Here is a 15,720-nt window from a genome sequence, read left to right as displayed (position 1 = left end):
CCGCCGGGCGGGGCCGCGTGCACGGCCCGCCCGGCGGACGGTCCCGCTCACGGCTGCGGGGTGGGCTCGAACCAGGTGGGCCCGTCGCTCAGGGACTGCTTGATCCGGAAGAGCCCGAACTCGTCCAGCGGCGGCAGCGCGTCCACCGAGAACCAGCCCACATCCAGCGACTCGTCGTCGTTGACCCGGGCCTCGCCGCCGGTGGCCCGGCAGCGGAAGGTCACGTCGAGGTACTGGCAGCGGTCGCCGTTCGCGTACTCCACGGGCTCCAGGGCCTGGGTGAGCACCACCCGCTCCGCCACGCAGCGCACCGCCGTCTCCTCGAACACCTCGCGCTCCGCCGTGGCCGCCGGCTGCTCCCCCGGTTCGCAGATGCCGCCGATCACCGCCCACTTGCCGGTGTCGGTGCGGCGGCCGAGCAGGACCCGGCCCTCGTCGTCGAAGACGATCGCGGTGACCCCCGGCAGCAGGAGCAGTTGCTGACCCGCGGTGGCGCGGATCCGACGGATGAAATCAGGAGTAGCCATGGCCCCGACCCTACGTGGTGCGGCCGCCGGTCACCGGGCGCGCCGGGCGCGGACCGCGCGCAGGGCGACCAGGCCGAGCCCGGCCGCGGCGATCAGGACGAGGACGCCCTCGGGAAGCGTGCCCATCCGGGTCGCGGGCGTCAGCGAGGAGCGCAGCGGCACCTCGTCCACGAGCGCGTCCGGGGTGAACTGCTTCGTCTGCTGGACGATCGTCCCGTCCGGGCGGATCACCGCGCTGACCCCGCTGGTGACGGGAACGACGACGGACCTGCTGTGCTCGACGGCCCGTACCCGGGACATGGCCAGCTGCTGGTAGGTCATCTCGCTGCGGCCGAAGGTGGCGTTGTTGCTGGGTACGGCGATCAGCTGGCCGCCGTGCATGACGGTGTCCCGTACGGCGTCGTCGAACGCGGCCTCGTAGCAGGTCACGAGCCCGACGCTGGTGCCCGCCAGGTCGAAGACGCCGACCTTCTTCCCGGGACCGAACTCGCGCTGCACCCGGTCCACGTCCGAGCTGAAGACCCGGGCGATGGACCGCATCGGCATGTACTCGCCGAACGGCTGGATGTGGCGCTTGTCGTAGGTGTCGACCGGGCCCTTGCCCGGGTTCCACTGGATGAGGGTGTTGCGCAGGTTCCCGGTGTCGGGCTCGACGACCGCCCCGATCACGGTGGGCGCGCCGATCGCCTTGACCGCCTCGTCGATGAGGATGCGGGCGTCGGCGTTGCGGTAGGGGTCGAGGTCGGAGGAGTTCTCGGGCCACAGGACGAAGTCGGGCTGCGGGACCTTGCCCTGCTTCACCTCCCGGGCGAGCTGCTCGGTGCGGCGCACGTGGTTGTCGAGGACGGCGCGGCGCTGGGCGTTGAAGTCGAGCCCGAGCCGGGGCACGTTCCCCTGGATCGCGGCGACGGTGGCGGTGCCGTCCTCGGCGGAGTCGTCGACCAGCGGCAGTGCGGCGAAGGCCCCGGCCACGGGGACGAGCACGGCCGCGGCCGCGGCGGCCACGGCCCCGCGCGGCACGGTCCCGGTCCGCCGGTACGCGCGGAAGCGGAGCACCGCCTCGCAGAGGCCGAAGCCGCACAGCACCACCGCGAAGGAGAGCAGCGGGGTGCCGCCCAGGGCGGCCAGCGGCAGGAACACGCTGTCCGCCTGGCCGAACGCGATCTTCCCCCAGGGGAAGCCGCCGAACGGCACCCGGGCCCGGACCGCCTCGTCGAGCGCCCAGACGGCGGCGGCCCACAGCGGCCAGCAGGCGAGCCGGCTGACGGCGGCGATCCCGATGCAGCCGACCGCGATGAACAGCGCCTCGGCGGTGGCGAGGGCCAGCCACGGCACGGGGCCGACGTCCTCGCCCGTCCAGTGCAGCAGCGGCAGCATGAAGCCGAGACCGGCGAGGAGGCCGAGCCCGAAACCGGCGCGGAGCCGCCGGCCGTGCAGCACCCAGCCGAGCAGGGCGAAACCGGGCAGGACCAGCCACCACAGGGGGCGGGGCGGGAAGCTCAGATAGAGCAGCACGCCCGCGATCACTGCGGCGGCGGGTCGTACCAGGCGCTGTCGCCGGGAGACGGGGGAGGAAACCGGCTGCGCGGCTCCGACGGGGGTGATGGTGGCGCTCACCCGGCGGAGTCTACGGTGGGCGGCTGTGCGCCCGGGAGCCCCTCCCGGCAGGAAGTGCCCCTGGTCAGGCTCCGGCCGCCGCGCCGCCCGTGGTCAGCCGCAGACGTTCGCGGATGAACCGGACGCCCGCCTCGGCGTCGTCGACCGTGATGGTGAACGTGCGGCCGTCGCCGAGCCGGAGCACCAGCCCCTCGCCCCGGCGGACCACCACGGCCGTGCCCTGATCGGGGCGCCAGCGGTAGCCCCAGCCGCCCCACTGGCGCGGGGTGACCTCGGGGGCGAACTCGGCGCCGACCACCTGGGTCAGCAGGATCCGGCGCCGGGGCAGGCCCATGTGGCCGCAGCGCACCTCCAGGGCGTCCCCGTCGATCCGGACGGCCACGTTCACGAAGGCGAGGGTGCCGAACAGCATGAGGAGTCCGGCGGCGACGCAGCCGATCACGGACATCAGCAGCGGGGCGACCCCGGAGGTCCAGTTGGAGCTCACGGCCAGCTGGACGCCGAGCGCCAGGCAGGCCGCTCCCCCGGCCGCGAGGACCCACTGGGCCCGGTTGGTGGCCCGGCCGGTCCAGACGGCGGGGTGCGGGTCTGTTCCGTTGTGACGGGATTCGCGGGAGTCGTCCCTCATGTCCAGCAGCGTACTCAGGAATCCGCACGCCGGGCAGGGGCCGAAGGGCCCGCGCCGGGTCAGCGGACCGGGCTGACGGCTCCCAGCAGAAGCCCCTCCGGGTAGGCGGGCGCGGCCCGGGGGAGGTCGGTGAGGTCGCCGCCGACGAGCACCGAGACGCGTCCGGTGGATTCGGCCGACGGAGCGGGTTCGGCCCCGATCCGGCGCAGTGCCTGGGCGGCGACGGCCTCGGCCGATCCGTACAGCGAGACGGGCGGCAGGCCGGGCCGCCCCACGGCGGCGCGGATGCGCTCGCCGACCAGCTCGTAGTGGGTGCAGCCGAGGACCACGGCCCGCACGTCGCGCGGGGTGTGGGCGGCGGCAGCGGCGACGGCCCGGTCGATCGCGGCCTCGTCGGCGTCCTGCACGGCGTCGGCGAGGCCCGGACAGGGCACCTCGGTGACGTCGACGGCGCCGGCGAATTCCGCGATGAGCCGGCGCTGGTACGGGCTGCCGGTGGTGGCGGGCGTCGCCCAGATCGCGACGGGACCGCCCGTGGCGACGGACGGCTTGATCGCGGGGACGGTGCCGATGACCGGCAGCTCGGGCTCGAACGCGGCGCGGAGCGCGGGCAGGGCGTGGACGGAGGCGGTGTTGCAGGCGACGATCAGTGCGTCCGGCCGGTGGGCAGCGGCCGCACGGGCCACGTCCAGCGCGTGGGCGGTCACGTACTCGGGCGTACGCGGCCCCCAGGGCGTGTGCTCGGGGGCGTCGGAGGAGAGCACCAGATCGGCGTCGGGCCTCAGCCGGCGTACCGCGGCGGCCGCCGCGAGCAGGCCGATTCCCGAGTCCATGAGCGCGATCTTCACCCGGTCACCATAGTCGACAGCTCGTGCGGTTACGTCCGGGTGGGGCAGACTGCGGCGAATGAGCGCCGTTGCCTGGATCGCCGTGGGTTCGCTGGCCGCATGGGTGTGGCTGCTGCTAGGACAGGGGTTCTTCTGGCTGACCGGCCAGCGGCTGCCCCGCCGCGAGGACCCCGGGCGCTGGCCGTCCGTCGCCGTCGTGGTGCCCGCCCGTGACGAGGCCGACATGCTGCCGGTGAGCCTTCCGTCCCTGCTGGCGCAGGACTACCCGGGGCGTGCGGAGGTCATCCTCGTCGACGACTGCAGTACGGACGGTACGGGCGACGTCGCCCGCGCGCTGTCCGTCCGGTACGGCGGGCTGCCGGTGTCGGTGCTGTCGCCGGGCGAGCCCGAGCCGGGCTGGACGGGCAAGCTCTGGGCGGTGCGGCACGGGATCGCCCGCGCCCGGCTGCGCAGGCCGGCGTACCTGCTGCTGACGGACGCCGACATCGCGCACGAGCCGGACAGCCTGCGCGAGCTGGTCGCCGCCGCCGAGTCCGGCGGCTACGACCTGGTCTCGCAGATGGCCCGGCTGCGGGTGTCGAGCGGGTGGGAACGGCTGGTCGTACCGGCCTTCGTCTACTTCTTCTCGCAGCTCTACCCGTTCCGGTGGGTGAACCGGGCCGGGGCGCGGACGGCCGCCGCGGCCGGTGGCTGTGTCCTGCTGCGGACCGGGGCGGCGGAGCGGGCCCGGGTTCCGGAGTCGATCCGGCAGGCGGTGATCGACGACGTGTCGCTGGCGCGGGCGGTGCAGCGCGGCGGGGGGCGGATCTGGCTGGGGCTCGCCGAGCGGGTGGACAGTGTGCGGCCGTATCCGCGGCTGGCGGATCTGTGGCGGATGGTGGCGCGGAGCGCGTACGCGCAGCTGCGGCACAGCCCGCCGCTGCTGGTGGGGACGGTGCTGGGGCTGGCGCTGGTCTATCTCGCGCCGCCGCTCGCGCTGGCCGCCGGGCTGCTGGCCGGGGACCCGGTGGCGGCGTGGGCGGGCGGTCTGGCGTGGGCGGTGATGGCCGGGACGTACCTTCCGATGCTCCACTACTACCGGCAGTCGCCGTGGTGGGCGCCGCTGCTGCCCTTCACCGCCGTGCTCTATCTGCTGATGACGGTCGACTCGGCGGTGCGGCACTACCGGGGCCGGGGCGCGGCCTGGAAGGGGCGTACGTACGCCCGTCCCGAGGCCGCGCCGGAGCGGTGAGCGGGAGCCCGGCGGCGGACCGGCCCGGCCGGGGTCACTTGCGGCCGGGGGTCCAGTTCATGCCCCACCCGTAGGCGTGGTCGATGGTGCGCTGCGGGCTCACCCCGCGCTCGGGGACGAGATAGCGGGCCTCGCGCTGGACGGTGAGGTCTCCCCCGTTGTTCGTCAGCAGGGCCAGGGCGCAGACGGTGGACGGGACGGTGCACTCGTCGAGCGAGAAGTCGATCGGCGCGCCGTGCTGCGGCTGGAGCGTGACGGTCGCGTGGAGATCGGCGAAGCTCCGGGCGCCCTCGTAGATGGTGACGAAGATGAGGACGCGGCGGAGTCTGTCCATGTGGTCGAGGTTGACGGTGAGGTTCTCGCCGGTGGCCACGGCGCCGGTGCGGTCGTCCCCGTCGAGATGGATGTACGGGGGCTGGTGGAGGGCGCCGAAGGCGTTCCCCAGGGCCTGGACGACGCCCTTGCTGCCGTCGGTGAGCTCGTAGAGGGCGCAGAGGTCGAGATCGAGGTCCGCGTGCTGGGCGACGGCCCGGCCGAGCTTGCTCCCCCAGCCCTTGAACTGCTTGCGCACCTCCCAGTTGAGGTTGACGCGGAGCGCCCCCGACGTGCCGCCCTGCTTGGCGAGGGAGACCCGCGGCGCCTCCTTGGTGAGTGTCACCTTGGAGAGGCGTACCGGGGCGGCGGCCGGCGGCGCCATCGGCGGAGCCGGCGGGGCGGGAGGCATGTGCGGGGGCATGGTCGCGCTCTGCGTCTGCTGGGAAGCCCAGGACGGCTGGGGCGGTTGGGGCTGCGGATACGGCTGGTACGCCTGAGGCTGCTGAGGTTGGGGCGGCGGCGGGTACTGGGGGGACTGCGGCGGCCGGGGCGGCTGCTGCGGTTCGTCGACGGAGATCCCGAAGTCGGTCGCGAGACCCGCGAGGCCGGTGTCGTACCCCTGGCCGACGGCCCGGAACTTCCAGGCGCCCTGGCGGCGGTAGAGCTCACCGAGGATGAACGCGGTCTCGACCGTGGCGTCCGAGCTGTCGAAGCGCGCGATCTCCGTGCCGTTCGCCGCGTCCGTGATCCGTACGTACAGACCGGACACCCGGCCGAAGGTGCCGCCGTCCGCGGAGGCCGCCAGGACCACCCGGTCGATGGCCGGTTCGACTCGGGCGAGATCGACCGCGAGGTTGTCCGTCATGCCCCCCGCGGACGGGCGCTTGCCCTCGTGGCGCACCGCGCCGGAGGCGTGCGAGGGCTGGTTGTAGAAGACGAAGTCGGCGTCGCCGCGCACTTTCCCCGATACGAGAAGGAGCGCCGAGCCGTCGACGTCCGGTGTCCCCGGGGCGGTACGCCACCCCAGTTCGACCCGCACGGCCTGGGCCGGCACCGGAACATTGGCCCCTTTTTGCATGGTCATGCTCGCCCCCATCGCGAGTCCCGCTGTCCACAATCTCTTGCCCGCAAACCTAACCCGCCGGGCGGGCGCACGGGACGCGGAGACCGGGCCGGGCCGGACCGGCGGACCGTCCGTCCGCGGCGGTCCGGGGCCTCCCCGGCCCGTTCCGGTCTTCCGATCGGGTGTTCCAGGCGGGTTCCGGCGCGGCCCGCCCCGCGCACGGGGCCGGTCTTCGGTAGGAGTACCGCGTGCCCCCTCACGGTTCCGCCGATCCGCCGCTCGGCTTCCCCGCCGCCCGCGCCGCCGGATGCCCCTTCGACCCGCCGCCCGCCTACCAGCAGGCCCTGCACACCGGCCGCCCGGCGCGGGCGGTCCTGTGGGACGGCTCGGTCTGCTGGCTGGTGACCGGGTACCCGCAGGTCAGGGCGCTCCTCGGCGACCGGCGGCTGAGCGCCGACGTCCGGATCGACGGGTTTCCGCTGCTGTCCCGGAGCAGACGGCGGCTGCTGGACCGCAGCACCCCGTCCTTCATCCGACTGGACGAGACCGAGCACGCCCGTCAACGGCACCTGCTCGCGGGCGACTTCATCGTCAAGCGGGTCCAGGCGATGGAACCGCGGATCCAGCAGGTGGTGGAGGAGACGCTGGACCGGATGACCGCCGGGGACGGAACGGCCGACCTGGTTCCCGACTTCGCCGTTCCGGTGGTCTCGCGGATCGTCCTGGAACTGCTGGGCCTGCCGTACGAGGACCATCCCTTCCTCCAGAAGCACAGCCACGTCCTGTCCGAGACCGACCCGGAGATCGGGGAACTGCGGGAGTCCCTCGCGGCCCTGAGCGGGTACCTGATCGACCTCGTCGAGCGGAAGCGACGTGTCCCCGACGAGAGCGTGCTCGGCCATCTGGCCGGGCGCGAGGGCCTCACGTCCGAGGAGGTCGCCTCGATGGGGCGGCTCCTGCTGACCGCGGGCCACGGGACCACCATCGACATGACGGCGCTGGCCGCCCTCGCCCTGCTGCGCGACCCGGAGCAGGCCCGGCTCCTGCGCACCGAACCGGATCTCACCGACGGCGCGGTGGAGGAGCTGCTGCGGTACCTGACCGTCGTTCACCACGGTGTGCCCCGGGTGGCGGTGGCGGACCTCGACGTCGACGGCACCGTGATCCGGGCGGGCGAGGGCGTGGTGCTGATACTCTCCACCGCCAACCGGGACGGCGAGCGGTTCGCGCGGGGCGACCGGCTGGACCTGACCCGCGACGCCCGCCACCATCTGGCCTTCAGCTTCGGGGCCCATCAGTGCCTGGGCCAGACGCTGGCCCGTACGGAGCTGCGGATCGCCCTGCCCGCACTCTTCCGCCGCCTGCCCGGACTGCGGCTCGCGGTCCCGTTCGAGGACCTCACGTACCACACGGACGTGATCTACGGCGTCGACGCGGTACCCGTCACCTGGTGACGCCGCCAGGCCGGGGTGCCGGGTCGCGGGCCGCGAGGTCCGCGAAGCGGTGGGCGACGGTGCGCCAGGTGGCGGTGGCCCCGGGCTCGTCCCGCACCGCCCGGGCGTGCAGGGTCTCCGGGTCCGGCGCGCCGTTGCGGTGCAGGCGGTCGCGGTTCCAGCCTCGGATCCGCTCGGCGGTGGTCTCCGGGTGGAACTGCACGCCCCACGCCGCGGAGCCGATCCTGAACGCCTGGTAGGGGCAGTCCTCGCTGCGGGCCAGCCAGTGGGCGCCGGCGGGGAGCGCGGTGACGGCGTCGACGTGGTTCTCGATGGCCGAGGGGTGTGCGGGCAGCCCGTGGAACAGCGGATCGTCGGCCGCCTCGGGGCGCAGGTCGAGCCGGGTGCTGCCGAACTCGGGCGTTCCGTGGTTGCCGCGCACCTCGCCACCGGCGACCTGGGCGAGCAGCTGGCCCCCGAGGCAGATGCCGAACACCGGCGTCCGTGCGGCAAGGGCCTGGCGCACCAGCTCCCGGGTCGCGGGCAGCCAGGGCGCGCGGACGTCGTCGTCGGGAAGGAAGGCTCCGCCGAGCACGATGAGCGCGGAGTCCTCCAGCCGGTCCGGAAGCGGGTCGCCCTCGTGGGCCCGGACCACCCGTGCCGTGACGCCCCGCTCCGCCAGCCAGGCGGTCCAGCGGCCGAGGCCGCCTCCGGAGTCGTGCTGCACCACCAGGGCCGTGGCCGTCGTGCCGGTGTCCTTCATCGTGCCGCTCCTCGCCGTCGTCCGTCGCGTGGCTCCGACTACCGTTCCGTCAGCTCCGCCAGCCATACGTGCCCGGGATGGACGCGTTCCAGCCAGGTGCCCAGGCGGTGCCGTCGCGCCCGGTCCAGCAGCGGCAGCACTCCGTGGAAGTCCGCCCCGTCCTTGGGCCGCGCCGCCTTCGCCTTGAAGAGCAGCACCGCTTCGGGTGCCAGATAAGGGATGCCGTCCGGTGTGCACTCGATGATCTCGTCGTAGGGCAGCCGCAGTTCCGGGTCCCGGCGGCAGATCCACATACCGCCGTCGTGCGGCTCGCGGAACACGTCGAACAGGAACCGGCCGCTCTCCGGATCCCTCGCCCACGTCTGATGCGTGGCCGCCAGAACCCCGGCTCCCGCCTCTTCCCAGATCCGCCCCCAGCCGACCGCGTCGAAGACAAGATCGGGGAATCGGTCCCGAATCCCGGGGAAATCCGCGGCGGGCACCGCGATCTCCAGATCGCCGTGCGCCCGTGTTTGCTCCCCGCGGAACAGATCCAGCGCCCATCCCGCCGCGACGCACCACGGGGTATCGATTCCGCGCAACCGCTCCGCGATCCGCTCCGGCCGCCAGGCACCCGCCCAGCGGGCCTCCACTTCGTCCAAGTCGGCCACGGTGCCGCCGGGCGGCGGTAGTTCGGTCATCGGCCCAAGATACTGGCGGCACTTGCCACACGGAAATTTCACCGGCTGAACGCTTATCCCGCATTTAACCGGCCCGGCGAAAGCGTTCCGGGCCGATGATCTCCGCTCCGGGCAGTACCGCGCGGATGTCACCCTTTGCGGCCCGGCGGCCACTTCTCGTGAACCATCGCGCCCACCGCCGGAAAAGGCCTCGTGTTCACGGCGGATTTAGCAATCTTTCAGCGGCTCGCACCGACGGAATCAGCGTAAATCGGATGCCCCCGAGATGGGGACTCCCCAACCGGCACATCGTGGGCTTAACTTAGGTGTCATGACGTCCCCCCGCTCCACCTTCGGCGGCGGCTACTACGCCGCACCGTCGTTCCCCGACACTCCGATCTACGACTCCCTGGTCGCGGAGCGGGGCACTCCTCAGATCGCTCCGATCCGAGTCCCGGCCGCCTACGACACCGGCAACAGCTACCTGCCCGCCCTCCCGGCGGCGCTGCCGGCCCTTCCCGCGGCCCCCACCCCCACTCCGCCCGCGCCGTCGTACGGCTATCCGCAGCCCGCACCCCCGCAGGGGTACGCGCCCGCGCCGCCCGCGCCGTTGCAGCACGCCCCGGCGCCGTACATCCCGCAGCAGCCCGCCGCGGCCCGCGGCGGCTACCCGGCGCCCCATCCCCAGCAGCCGCAGCGCCCCGCGCCCGGTACCGGCTACGAGGCGATGCGCCCGGCGGCTCCGCGCCCCGCGCCCGCCCCGGCGCCCCGCCCGGCCCCCTCGCCCTACGAGGACCCGTACAACCGCCCTTACCAGGGCCGGGGGTACTGAGCCGGGACATGCACCGTCGTACGGAGCCGCCGCCGGGCCATGGGGACTCGGCGGCGGCTTCCGTGTTGCCGTAGCGGACGGGACGTCAGCGGACGGCTCGTCAGTGGACGGAACGTCAGCCGGGGGGCGGGGCGGGGGAGCTCCGCACGCCGAGCGGAGAGAGGGCTCATTCTCGCCCCTCCCTCCGCGCATGAAGCATCCCGTACCGGGCTAAGACGGATACGGAAGGGGGCGTGGACAGTGCGAGCGGTGACGGGTGTATGGCGTTGGCGGCACAATTCCCTGCGCCGTGCCACGGACCGGCGCGAGGCGTGGGCGGCCCTGGCCGCGCTGCTCCTGATGGTGCTGGCGGCTCCCGCGCTGGGCTGGGCGTGCGGGGCGCGGACGGACGACGCCCTGCAGGAGTCGGCGCGGGCGCAGCGGGCGGGGCGTCATGCCACCACCGCGGTCGTGGTGCGCCGGTCGCCGCAGGGCCCGCGCTTCCCCTCCGACCCCGAGACGGCCCCGCGGCGCACCCTGCCGCCCTCGGTGGTGGCGCGCTGGCGGTCCCCCGACGGCACGGTGCGGCAGGGCACCGTGACGATCGAGTCCCGGCGGACCGCCCCCGGCGCCCGGGTGGAGATCTGGACGGACGACGCGGGCCGCCCCGTCCCCCGTCCGATGGACGAAGCCACCGCCCGCGCCCACGCGGTGCTGGCCGGGATCGGTGCCGCGCTGCTGGCGGTCGGCGCGGTCGAGGGGGTCCGGCAGCTGATCGTCCGTCGTCTGAAGAAGGCGCGGTACGACCGGATCGACCAGGAGTGGGCCAGCACCGGTCCGGACTGGGGCAGGACCGGAACCGGCAGTTGATCGCCTGCTGATCGGGGCAACTCCCGCCCGCCGCGCGCGCTACGGTGGACCGGCCCGCCCGGTTTCCCGGTGGGCGGTCCCGGGGACCCACCGCTGCCGCGAGGCCGGTGACCAGGGCATCACGCACGCACGAGGTGGGGACACAACAGCGCCATGGCACAGGGCACGGTCCAGGTGACGCACACCGGAACTTCGCGGTGGCGGCGCCGCACAGGCGAGTACCCCTCCCTCACCGCGGCCCTGGAGGCCGCGGCCGACGGGGACGTCCTCACCGTCTCGCCGGGCACCTACCGGGAGAATCTGGTCCTGCACCGCGCGGTGACCCTGCGCGGCACCGAGGGCTCGGTCGGCTCCGTACGGATCGCGCCGGTCGACGGCGTGCCGCTGACCGTCCGCGCCTCCGCCGTCGTCTCGGACATCCATGTGGAGGGCCAGGACTCGACGGCGCCCGCGCTGCTGATCGAGGACGGGGCGCCGGAGATCGCGGACCTGCGGATCGTCACCCGCTCCGCCGCCGGGATCGAGGTGCGCGGGGCCGCCCGGCCGACCGTGCGCCGGTGCACGGTCGACAACCCCGCCGGTGCCGGCCTCGCCGTACTCGACGGGGCGGGCGGTGTGTTCGAGGAGTGCGAGGTGGTCTCCGCCGGGCAGTCCGGCGTCTCGGTGCGCGACGGCGCGCACCCCCGGCTGGAGCGCTGCCGGATCCACCACGCCTCGGGCGCGGGGCTGAGCGTCACCGGGGAGGGCAGCGGCCTGGAGGGCTTCGGCTGCGAGGTGTACGAGATCAAGGGCAGCGGTGTCCAGGTCACCTCCCGGGCGTCCGCCCATCTCACCGACTGCACGGTGCACCGCACGTCCGCGGACGGGGTGACGCTCGACACCGACGCCGTGCTGACGCTGGCCGACTGCGACATCCACGACATCCCGGAGAACGCGGTCGACCTGCGCTCCCGTTCGGTGCTCACGCTGACCCGGTCCACGGTGCGCCGCTTCGGCCGCAACGGCCTCTCGGTCTGGGACCCCGGCACCCGGGTCGACGCCAACCAGTGCGAGATCCACGACAGTACGGGCGACTATCCCGCGGTCTGGGTGAGCGACGGGGCCACGGTGATACTGGACTCCTGCCGGGTCCACGACGTGCCGGACGCCCTCTTCGTCCTCGACCGGGGCTCACGCGCCGATGTCGTCGACAGCGATCTCTCCCAGGTCCGCAACACCGCCGTGTCGGTGAGCGACGGGGCCACCGCGCAGCTCGACGACTGCCGCATCCGCGAGACGTCCACCGGTGCCTGGTTCCGCGACCACGGCAGCGGCGGCACACTGAACAACTGCACCATCGACGCGGTCCAGACCGGCGTGATCGTCACCAAGGGAGCCGACCCGGCGATCGAGCGCTGCACGGTCACCTCGCCCGCCGAGGCCGGTTTCTACGTCTCCGCCGAGGGCCGCGGAACGTTCAACGGCTGCCGGGTCACCGGGAGCGACGGCTATGGATTCCATGTGATGGACGGCTGCCGTACGACGCTGACCCGCTGCCGGACCGAGCGGTGCGCCCGCGGCGGGTACGAGTTCGCCGAGCCGCCCGTCACCCGTGGCGACGGCCAGGGGACCGGCCCGGTGGTGGAGGACTGCACGAGCGACGAGAGCGCGCTGCGCTCCTCCGCTCCCCCGGCGCCCACCGTGCTGACGGCCACCCAGTCCTCCCCCGGGCTGCTCGGCGGGGTTCCCGGCCAGCGTGCCGTGGAGCCCGCCCCGGCCGCGACACCCGAAGCTCCCGCGCGCCCCTCGGACGCGGTGCTGGCGGAGTTGGACGCGCTGGTGGGCCTGGACAGCGTCAAGCGCGAGGTGCGGGCCCTCACCGACATGATCGAGGTGGGCCGGCGCCGCCAGGAGGCCGGGCTGAAGGCCGCGTCGGTCCGGCGCCATCTGGTCTTCACCGGCTCCCCCGGCACCGGCAAGACCACCGTGGCCCGGCTCTACGGCGAGATCCTCGCCTCGCTCGGGGTGCTGGAGCGGGGCCATCTGGTCGAGGTGTCCCGGGTCGACCTGGTCGGTGAGCACATCGGCTCGACCGCCATCCGTACCCAGGAGGCGTTCGACCGGGCGCGCGGCGGGGTGCTGTTCGTCGACGAGGCGTACGCCCTGTCGCCCGAGGACTCCGGCCGGGACTTCGGCCGGGAGGCGATCGACACCCTGGTGAAGCTGATGGAGGACCACCGGGACGCGGTGGTCGTGATCGTCGCCGGGTACACCCACGAGATGGAGCGGTTCCTGACCATCAATCCCGGTGTGGCGTCCCGTTTCTCCCGGACCATCACCTTCAGCGACTACGAGCCCGCCGAGCTGCTGCGGATCGTGGGGCAGCAGGCCGACGAGCACGAGTACCGTCTGGCCTCCGGGACCGGGGAGGCGCTGCTGAAGTACTTCACCGAGCTTCCCAAGGGGCCGGCGTTCGGCAACGGCCGCACCGCGCGCCAGACCTTCGAGTCGATGGTGGAGCGGCACGCGGGACGGGTCGCCCAGCTCGACGAGGTGAGCACCGACGACCTCACCCTGCTCTACCCCGAGGACTTGCCGGAACTGCCCTGACCCTGCGGCGCCCCGGCCCCGTCCGCCCCTGCCGTCCCGGCCGCCTGCCGGGGAACGAGCGGGTCGAGGCGTTCCAGCAGCGCGGCCCGTTCCTCGGCGAAGACCGGGTCGGCCTGGTAGTCGCCGTGCCCGAGGATCGCCTCGGGCAGCGGGTGCTCCGGGGTCCGGCCGTAGACCAGGGGGTCGCGCAGCGGACCTCGGTCCACCTCGGGACCGGGGACGTCGTCGAGGCGGATCCGGCCGCCGATCGGGTCGGTGGCCCGCCACAGGTTGCGCCAGCAGTGCACGGACCGGTGCAGCACATGCATCGGCCCGGTCCCGAAGTAGGCCGGGAACCAACGCCCGTACAGCCGCTCGATCGGCGAGCCGTAGGTGAGCAGCGCGACCCGGCTCCGGGTGTGGGCGGGCAGCTGCCAGACCGCGGACGCGGCCAGCACACTGCCCTGGGAGTGCCCGGAGATGACGAGCCTGCCGTGGGTCAGCCCGGTCCAGCCGGACATCCGCGAGGCCAGGTCGGGGACGGCGCGCTCGGCGTAGCAGGGCGGGGCGAAGGGGTGGGCCGCGCGCGGCCAGAACGTACCGACGTCCCAGAGGATGCCGATGGTGCGCCGGGCGGAGGCGTCGCGGTAGGCGCGGCGGCCCCAGGTGACGAAGAGGATGAAGCCGAGTCCGACCATCCAGGAACCGGTGGACTGGGCGGCGTCGGCGAGGGATTCGAGGAACGCGCCGCTGCCCTTCATGGCGAGCCCGGGAACCTTCCCGGTCACCCAGGCGCCGAGGACCGCTCCGGCGCCGAGCAGCAGGGCGGCCCCGCAGAGGGGGCCGAGCATCCAGGGCACGGAGTCGGTGAGCCCCGCGGCGGCCTGGACGCGGGCGATCTGCCGGGTACGGGCGGGCTCCGGCCGGCCCTCGGCGTACTCCCGGTCGATCCCGGGCTCCATGGCGCGGGCGGTGCGCCAGGTCCGTGCCAGCAGGAACAGGGTGGGCAGGGCGAGCAGCACCAGGAGCACCGGGATGATCGACGCCTGCCAGCTGAGCAGGACGGGCGGTCCGGGGATGACGGAGCCCTTGCCCATGCCGGGGGTGCCGGGGCCGTCGAGCCAGTCGGCGACGCGCTGGGAGACTCCGCCGCTCATGACCCCGCCGAGGGCGCAGGCGAGCATGGCGACCACCGGGCCGCCCAGTCCGTACAGGACGGTGCGGGCTTCGGGGGTGCGGTGGTAGAGGCCCAGGGAGACGGCGGCGAGCACCACGACGAGGGTTCCCTGGCCGATGGCGAGGAAGCTGAAGGCGAAGTCGCCCGGGAGGGCGCCCGAGGAGACCCAGCCGGGGCGGGACCAGGAGGCGTACGCGGCGGAGAGGACGAGCAGGGCCAGTGCCACGCCGGGGAGGTAGGTGATGAGGGCGCGGTCGAGCTTGTTGTCGAGGCGCCGTTCGCTGCGGCCCCGGCGGCAGACCACCCAGACCACCACGAGCCCGCAGAGCAGCAGCGTCGCCTCGATCAGCCGGCCGACGGAGCCCGGGACGGGGCTCGCGACGGCGCGGTCGTGACGGGCCGCGGCGCCCGCGACCGACGCGGCGACGGTCAGGAAGCCGGCGGCGGTGTGCGCGGCGCGCAGCCGGGCGACCAGTCGGCGGCCGTACCAGAATCCGGGCCGGCCGAGGGCGGGGACGCTGGTGGGCGTGCCGGCTCCGGAGTCGTAGGTGTCGTCGTCGGGTGCGGAGCCGGTGAGGGTGCGCTGTGATTCGTACGCGCTCCAGGTGCGGTTGGAGAGGAACCACAGGAGCACCACCAGGGCGGTGGGCACCACGGCGGCGAGGGCGAGCCGGCGGCCCGGCTGGGACCACCAGCCGCCCTGGGCGGTGGAGAGGAAGCCGAGCCAGGAGCGCTGGTCGGAGCAGGCCGGGACCCCCGCGCACTGCCAGGCCACCAGGTCGAGCGCCACCTCGCAGGCCGCCGCGGTGAGCAGCGCGGTGAGGCTGAGTGCGACGAGCCGGACGACCACCCCGTACAGGCGCACCGCCCGGGTGCGGGCGCGGGCGGTGGGGCGCATCCAGTGGGCGAGGTTGACCACCATGAACGGGAGCAGCAGCAGCCACAGGGCGCGGGAGCCGTTGCCGGAGGTCAGGTTGGACCAGCAGTACGCCTCGGGGATGGGGCGGTCGCGGTAGCGCTCCGGGTGCTGTTCGGCGTCGGTGTCCTCGGCGCGCCGGTAGATGGCGGCGGTCGCGTCGCCGGTGATCCGGACCGTGCGCGGATCGTCGAGCATCTCCTGGGGGGTGGCGCCGCCCACGCCGTGGACCAGCAGTTCCAGCGCGGGCCCCGGACTCTGCGGGGCCGGGGAGGCAGGTGGCACGAGGGTGAC

Annotated in this window: 13 protein-coding genes; 5 read left to right on the top strand and 8 right to left on the bottom strand. The window is 74.0% G+C overall.

Features of this window, described 5'->3' with window-relative positions; genetic code table 11:
* Positions 1-47: 47 nt before the first annotated feature.
* The 4 genes from ACIQGQ_RS25605 to ACIQGQ_RS25590 form a co-directional block, all read right to left on the bottom strand.
* Positions 48-527, bottom strand: a complete 480-nt coding sequence (locus ACIQGQ_RS25605) for an NUDIX hydrolase (RefSeq protein WP_402399303.1) — start codon at positions 525-527, stop codon at positions 48-50.
* Positions 528-557: 30 nt separating this feature from the next.
* Positions 558-2,144 carry an apolipoprotein N-acyltransferase gene (gene lnt / locus ACIQGQ_RS25600; RefSeq protein WP_402399300.1) on the bottom strand — a complete coding sequence of 529 codons (1,587 nt, stop codon included), beginning with the start codon at positions 2,142-2,144 and terminating at the stop codon, positions 558-560.
* 64 nt (positions 2,145-2,208) lie between these two features.
* Positions 2,209-2,772 (bottom strand): hypothetical protein, encoded by a 564-nt coding sequence (locus tag ACIQGQ_RS25595; protein WP_402399297.1) that lies wholly within the window; start codon positions 2,770-2,772, stop codon positions 2,209-2,211.
* Between the two features lie 59 nt (positions 2,773-2,831).
* Positions 2,832-3,620, bottom strand: a complete 789-nt coding sequence (locus ACIQGQ_RS25590; protein WP_402399294.1) for a glutamate racemase — start codon at positions 3,618-3,620, stop codon at positions 2,832-2,834.
* A gap of 58 nt (positions 3,621-3,678) precedes the next feature.
* On the opposite strand from ACIQGQ_RS25590, the gene ACIQGQ_RS25585 reads away from it, so the two are divergent.
* Positions 3,679-4,851: a glycosyltransferase gene (locus ACIQGQ_RS25585; RefSeq protein WP_402399291.1), complete on the top strand. Its 1,173-nt coding sequence runs from the start codon at positions 3,679-3,681 to the stop codon at positions 4,849-4,851.
* A gap of 34 nt (positions 4,852-4,885) precedes the next feature.
* On the opposite strand, the gene ACIQGQ_RS25580 is transcribed toward ACIQGQ_RS25585, so the two are convergent.
* Positions 4,886-6,262, bottom strand: coding sequence for a TerD family protein (locus tag ACIQGQ_RS25580; protein WP_402399288.1), 1,377 nt, complete (start codon positions 6,260-6,262; stop codon positions 4,886-4,888).
* Positions 6,263-6,477: 215 nt separating this feature from the next.
* On the opposite strand from ACIQGQ_RS25580, the gene ACIQGQ_RS25575 reads away from it, so the two are divergent.
* Positions 6,478-7,683, top strand: coding sequence for a cytochrome P450 (locus ACIQGQ_RS25575; protein ID WP_402399285.1), 1,206 nt, complete (start codon positions 6,478-6,480; stop codon positions 7,681-7,683).
* Here ACIQGQ_RS25575 and ACIQGQ_RS25570 read toward each other — a convergent pair.
* Both ACIQGQ_RS25570 and ACIQGQ_RS25565 read right to left on the bottom strand, forming a co-directional pair.
* Positions 7,673-8,425, bottom strand: coding sequence for a type 1 glutamine amidotransferase (locus ACIQGQ_RS25570; RefSeq protein WP_402399282.1), 753 nt, complete (start codon positions 8,423-8,425; stop codon positions 7,673-7,675). The genes ACIQGQ_RS25575 and ACIQGQ_RS25570 overlap by 11 nt on opposite strands.
* A 38-nt stretch (positions 8,426-8,463) precedes the next feature.
* Positions 8,464-9,105, bottom strand: coding sequence for a nucleotidyltransferase domain-containing protein (locus ACIQGQ_RS25565; RefSeq protein ID WP_402399279.1), 642 nt, complete (start codon positions 9,103-9,105; stop codon positions 8,464-8,466).
* A gap of 310 nt (positions 9,106-9,415) precedes the next feature.
* Between ACIQGQ_RS25565 and ACIQGQ_RS25560 the strand changes: the two genes are divergently transcribed.
* The 3 genes from ACIQGQ_RS25560 to ACIQGQ_RS25550 all read left to right on the top strand — a co-directional run bounded on the left by ACIQGQ_RS25560 (position 9,416) and on the right by ACIQGQ_RS25550 (position 13,354).
* Positions 9,416-9,916, top strand: coding sequence for a DUF6643 family protein (locus ACIQGQ_RS25560; RefSeq protein WP_352277838.1), 501 nt, complete (start codon positions 9,416-9,418; stop codon positions 9,914-9,916).
* Between the two features lie 249 nt (positions 9,917-10,165).
* A complete protein-coding gene (locus tag ACIQGQ_RS25555) occupies positions 10,166-10,765 on the top strand; it encodes a hypothetical protein (protein ID WP_402399276.1) in 600 nt (199 codons plus the stop codon).
* A gap of 153 nt (positions 10,766-10,918) precedes the next feature.
* Positions 10,919-13,354 carry a right-handed parallel beta-helix repeat-containing protein gene (locus ACIQGQ_RS25550; RefSeq protein WP_402399274.1) on the top strand — a complete coding sequence of 812 codons (2,436 nt, stop codon included), beginning with the start codon at positions 10,919-10,921 and terminating at the stop codon, positions 13,352-13,354.
* Here ACIQGQ_RS25550 and ACIQGQ_RS25545 read toward each other — a convergent pair.
* Positions 13,324-15,711 carry a hypothetical protein gene (locus tag ACIQGQ_RS25545; protein WP_402399271.1) on the bottom strand — a complete coding sequence of 796 codons (2,388 nt, stop codon included), beginning with the start codon at positions 15,709-15,711 and terminating at the stop codon, positions 13,324-13,326. The two genes, ACIQGQ_RS25550 and ACIQGQ_RS25545, sit on opposite strands and share 31 nt — an antisense overlap.
* Positions 15,712-15,720: the final 9 nt, after the last annotated feature.

Origin of the sequence: Streptomyces sp. NPDC092952 (assembly GCF_044754785.1) — a bacterium.
In the GTDB taxonomy this organism is placed as follows: Bacteria; Actinomycetota; Actinomycetes; order Streptomycetales; family Streptomycetaceae; genus Streptomyces.
Note: the sequence above shows the minus strand (reverse complement) of the source record. Positions and strands in the feature narration are given on the sequence as shown.

Bases quoted from the DNA above. Each gene is read 5' to 3' on its own strand.
- ACIQGQ_RS25595 (WP_402399297.1), bottom strand. From the start codon at position 2,772: ATGAGGGACGACTCCCGCGAATCCCGTCACAACGGAACAGACCCGCAC.
- ACIQGQ_RS25560 (WP_352277838.1), top strand. From the start codon at position 9,416: ATGACGTCCCCCCGCTCCACCTTCGGCGGCGGCTACTACGCCGCACCG.
- ACIQGQ_RS25550 (WP_402399274.1), top strand. From the start codon at position 10,919: ATGGCACAGGGCACGGTCCAGGTGACGCACACCGGAACTTCGCGGTGG.
- ACIQGQ_RS25580 (WP_402399288.1), bottom strand. From the start codon at position 6,262: ATGGGGGCGAGCATGACCATGCAAAAAGGGGCCAATGTTCCGGTGCCG.
- ACIQGQ_RS25605 (WP_402399303.1), bottom strand. From the start codon at position 527: ATGGCTACTCCTGATTTCATCCGTCGGATCCGCGCCACCGCGGGTCAG.
- ACIQGQ_RS25585 (WP_402399291.1), top strand. From the start codon at position 3,679: ATGAGCGCCGTTGCCTGGATCGCCGTGGGTTCGCTGGCCGCATGGGTG.
- ACIQGQ_RS25570 (WP_402399282.1), bottom strand. From the start codon at position 8,425: ATGAAGGACACCGGCACGACGGCCACGGCCCTGGTGGTGCAGCACGAC.
- ACIQGQ_RS25565 (WP_402399279.1), bottom strand. From the start codon at position 9,105: ATGACCGAACTACCGCCGCCCGGCGGCACCGTGGCCGACTTGGACGAA.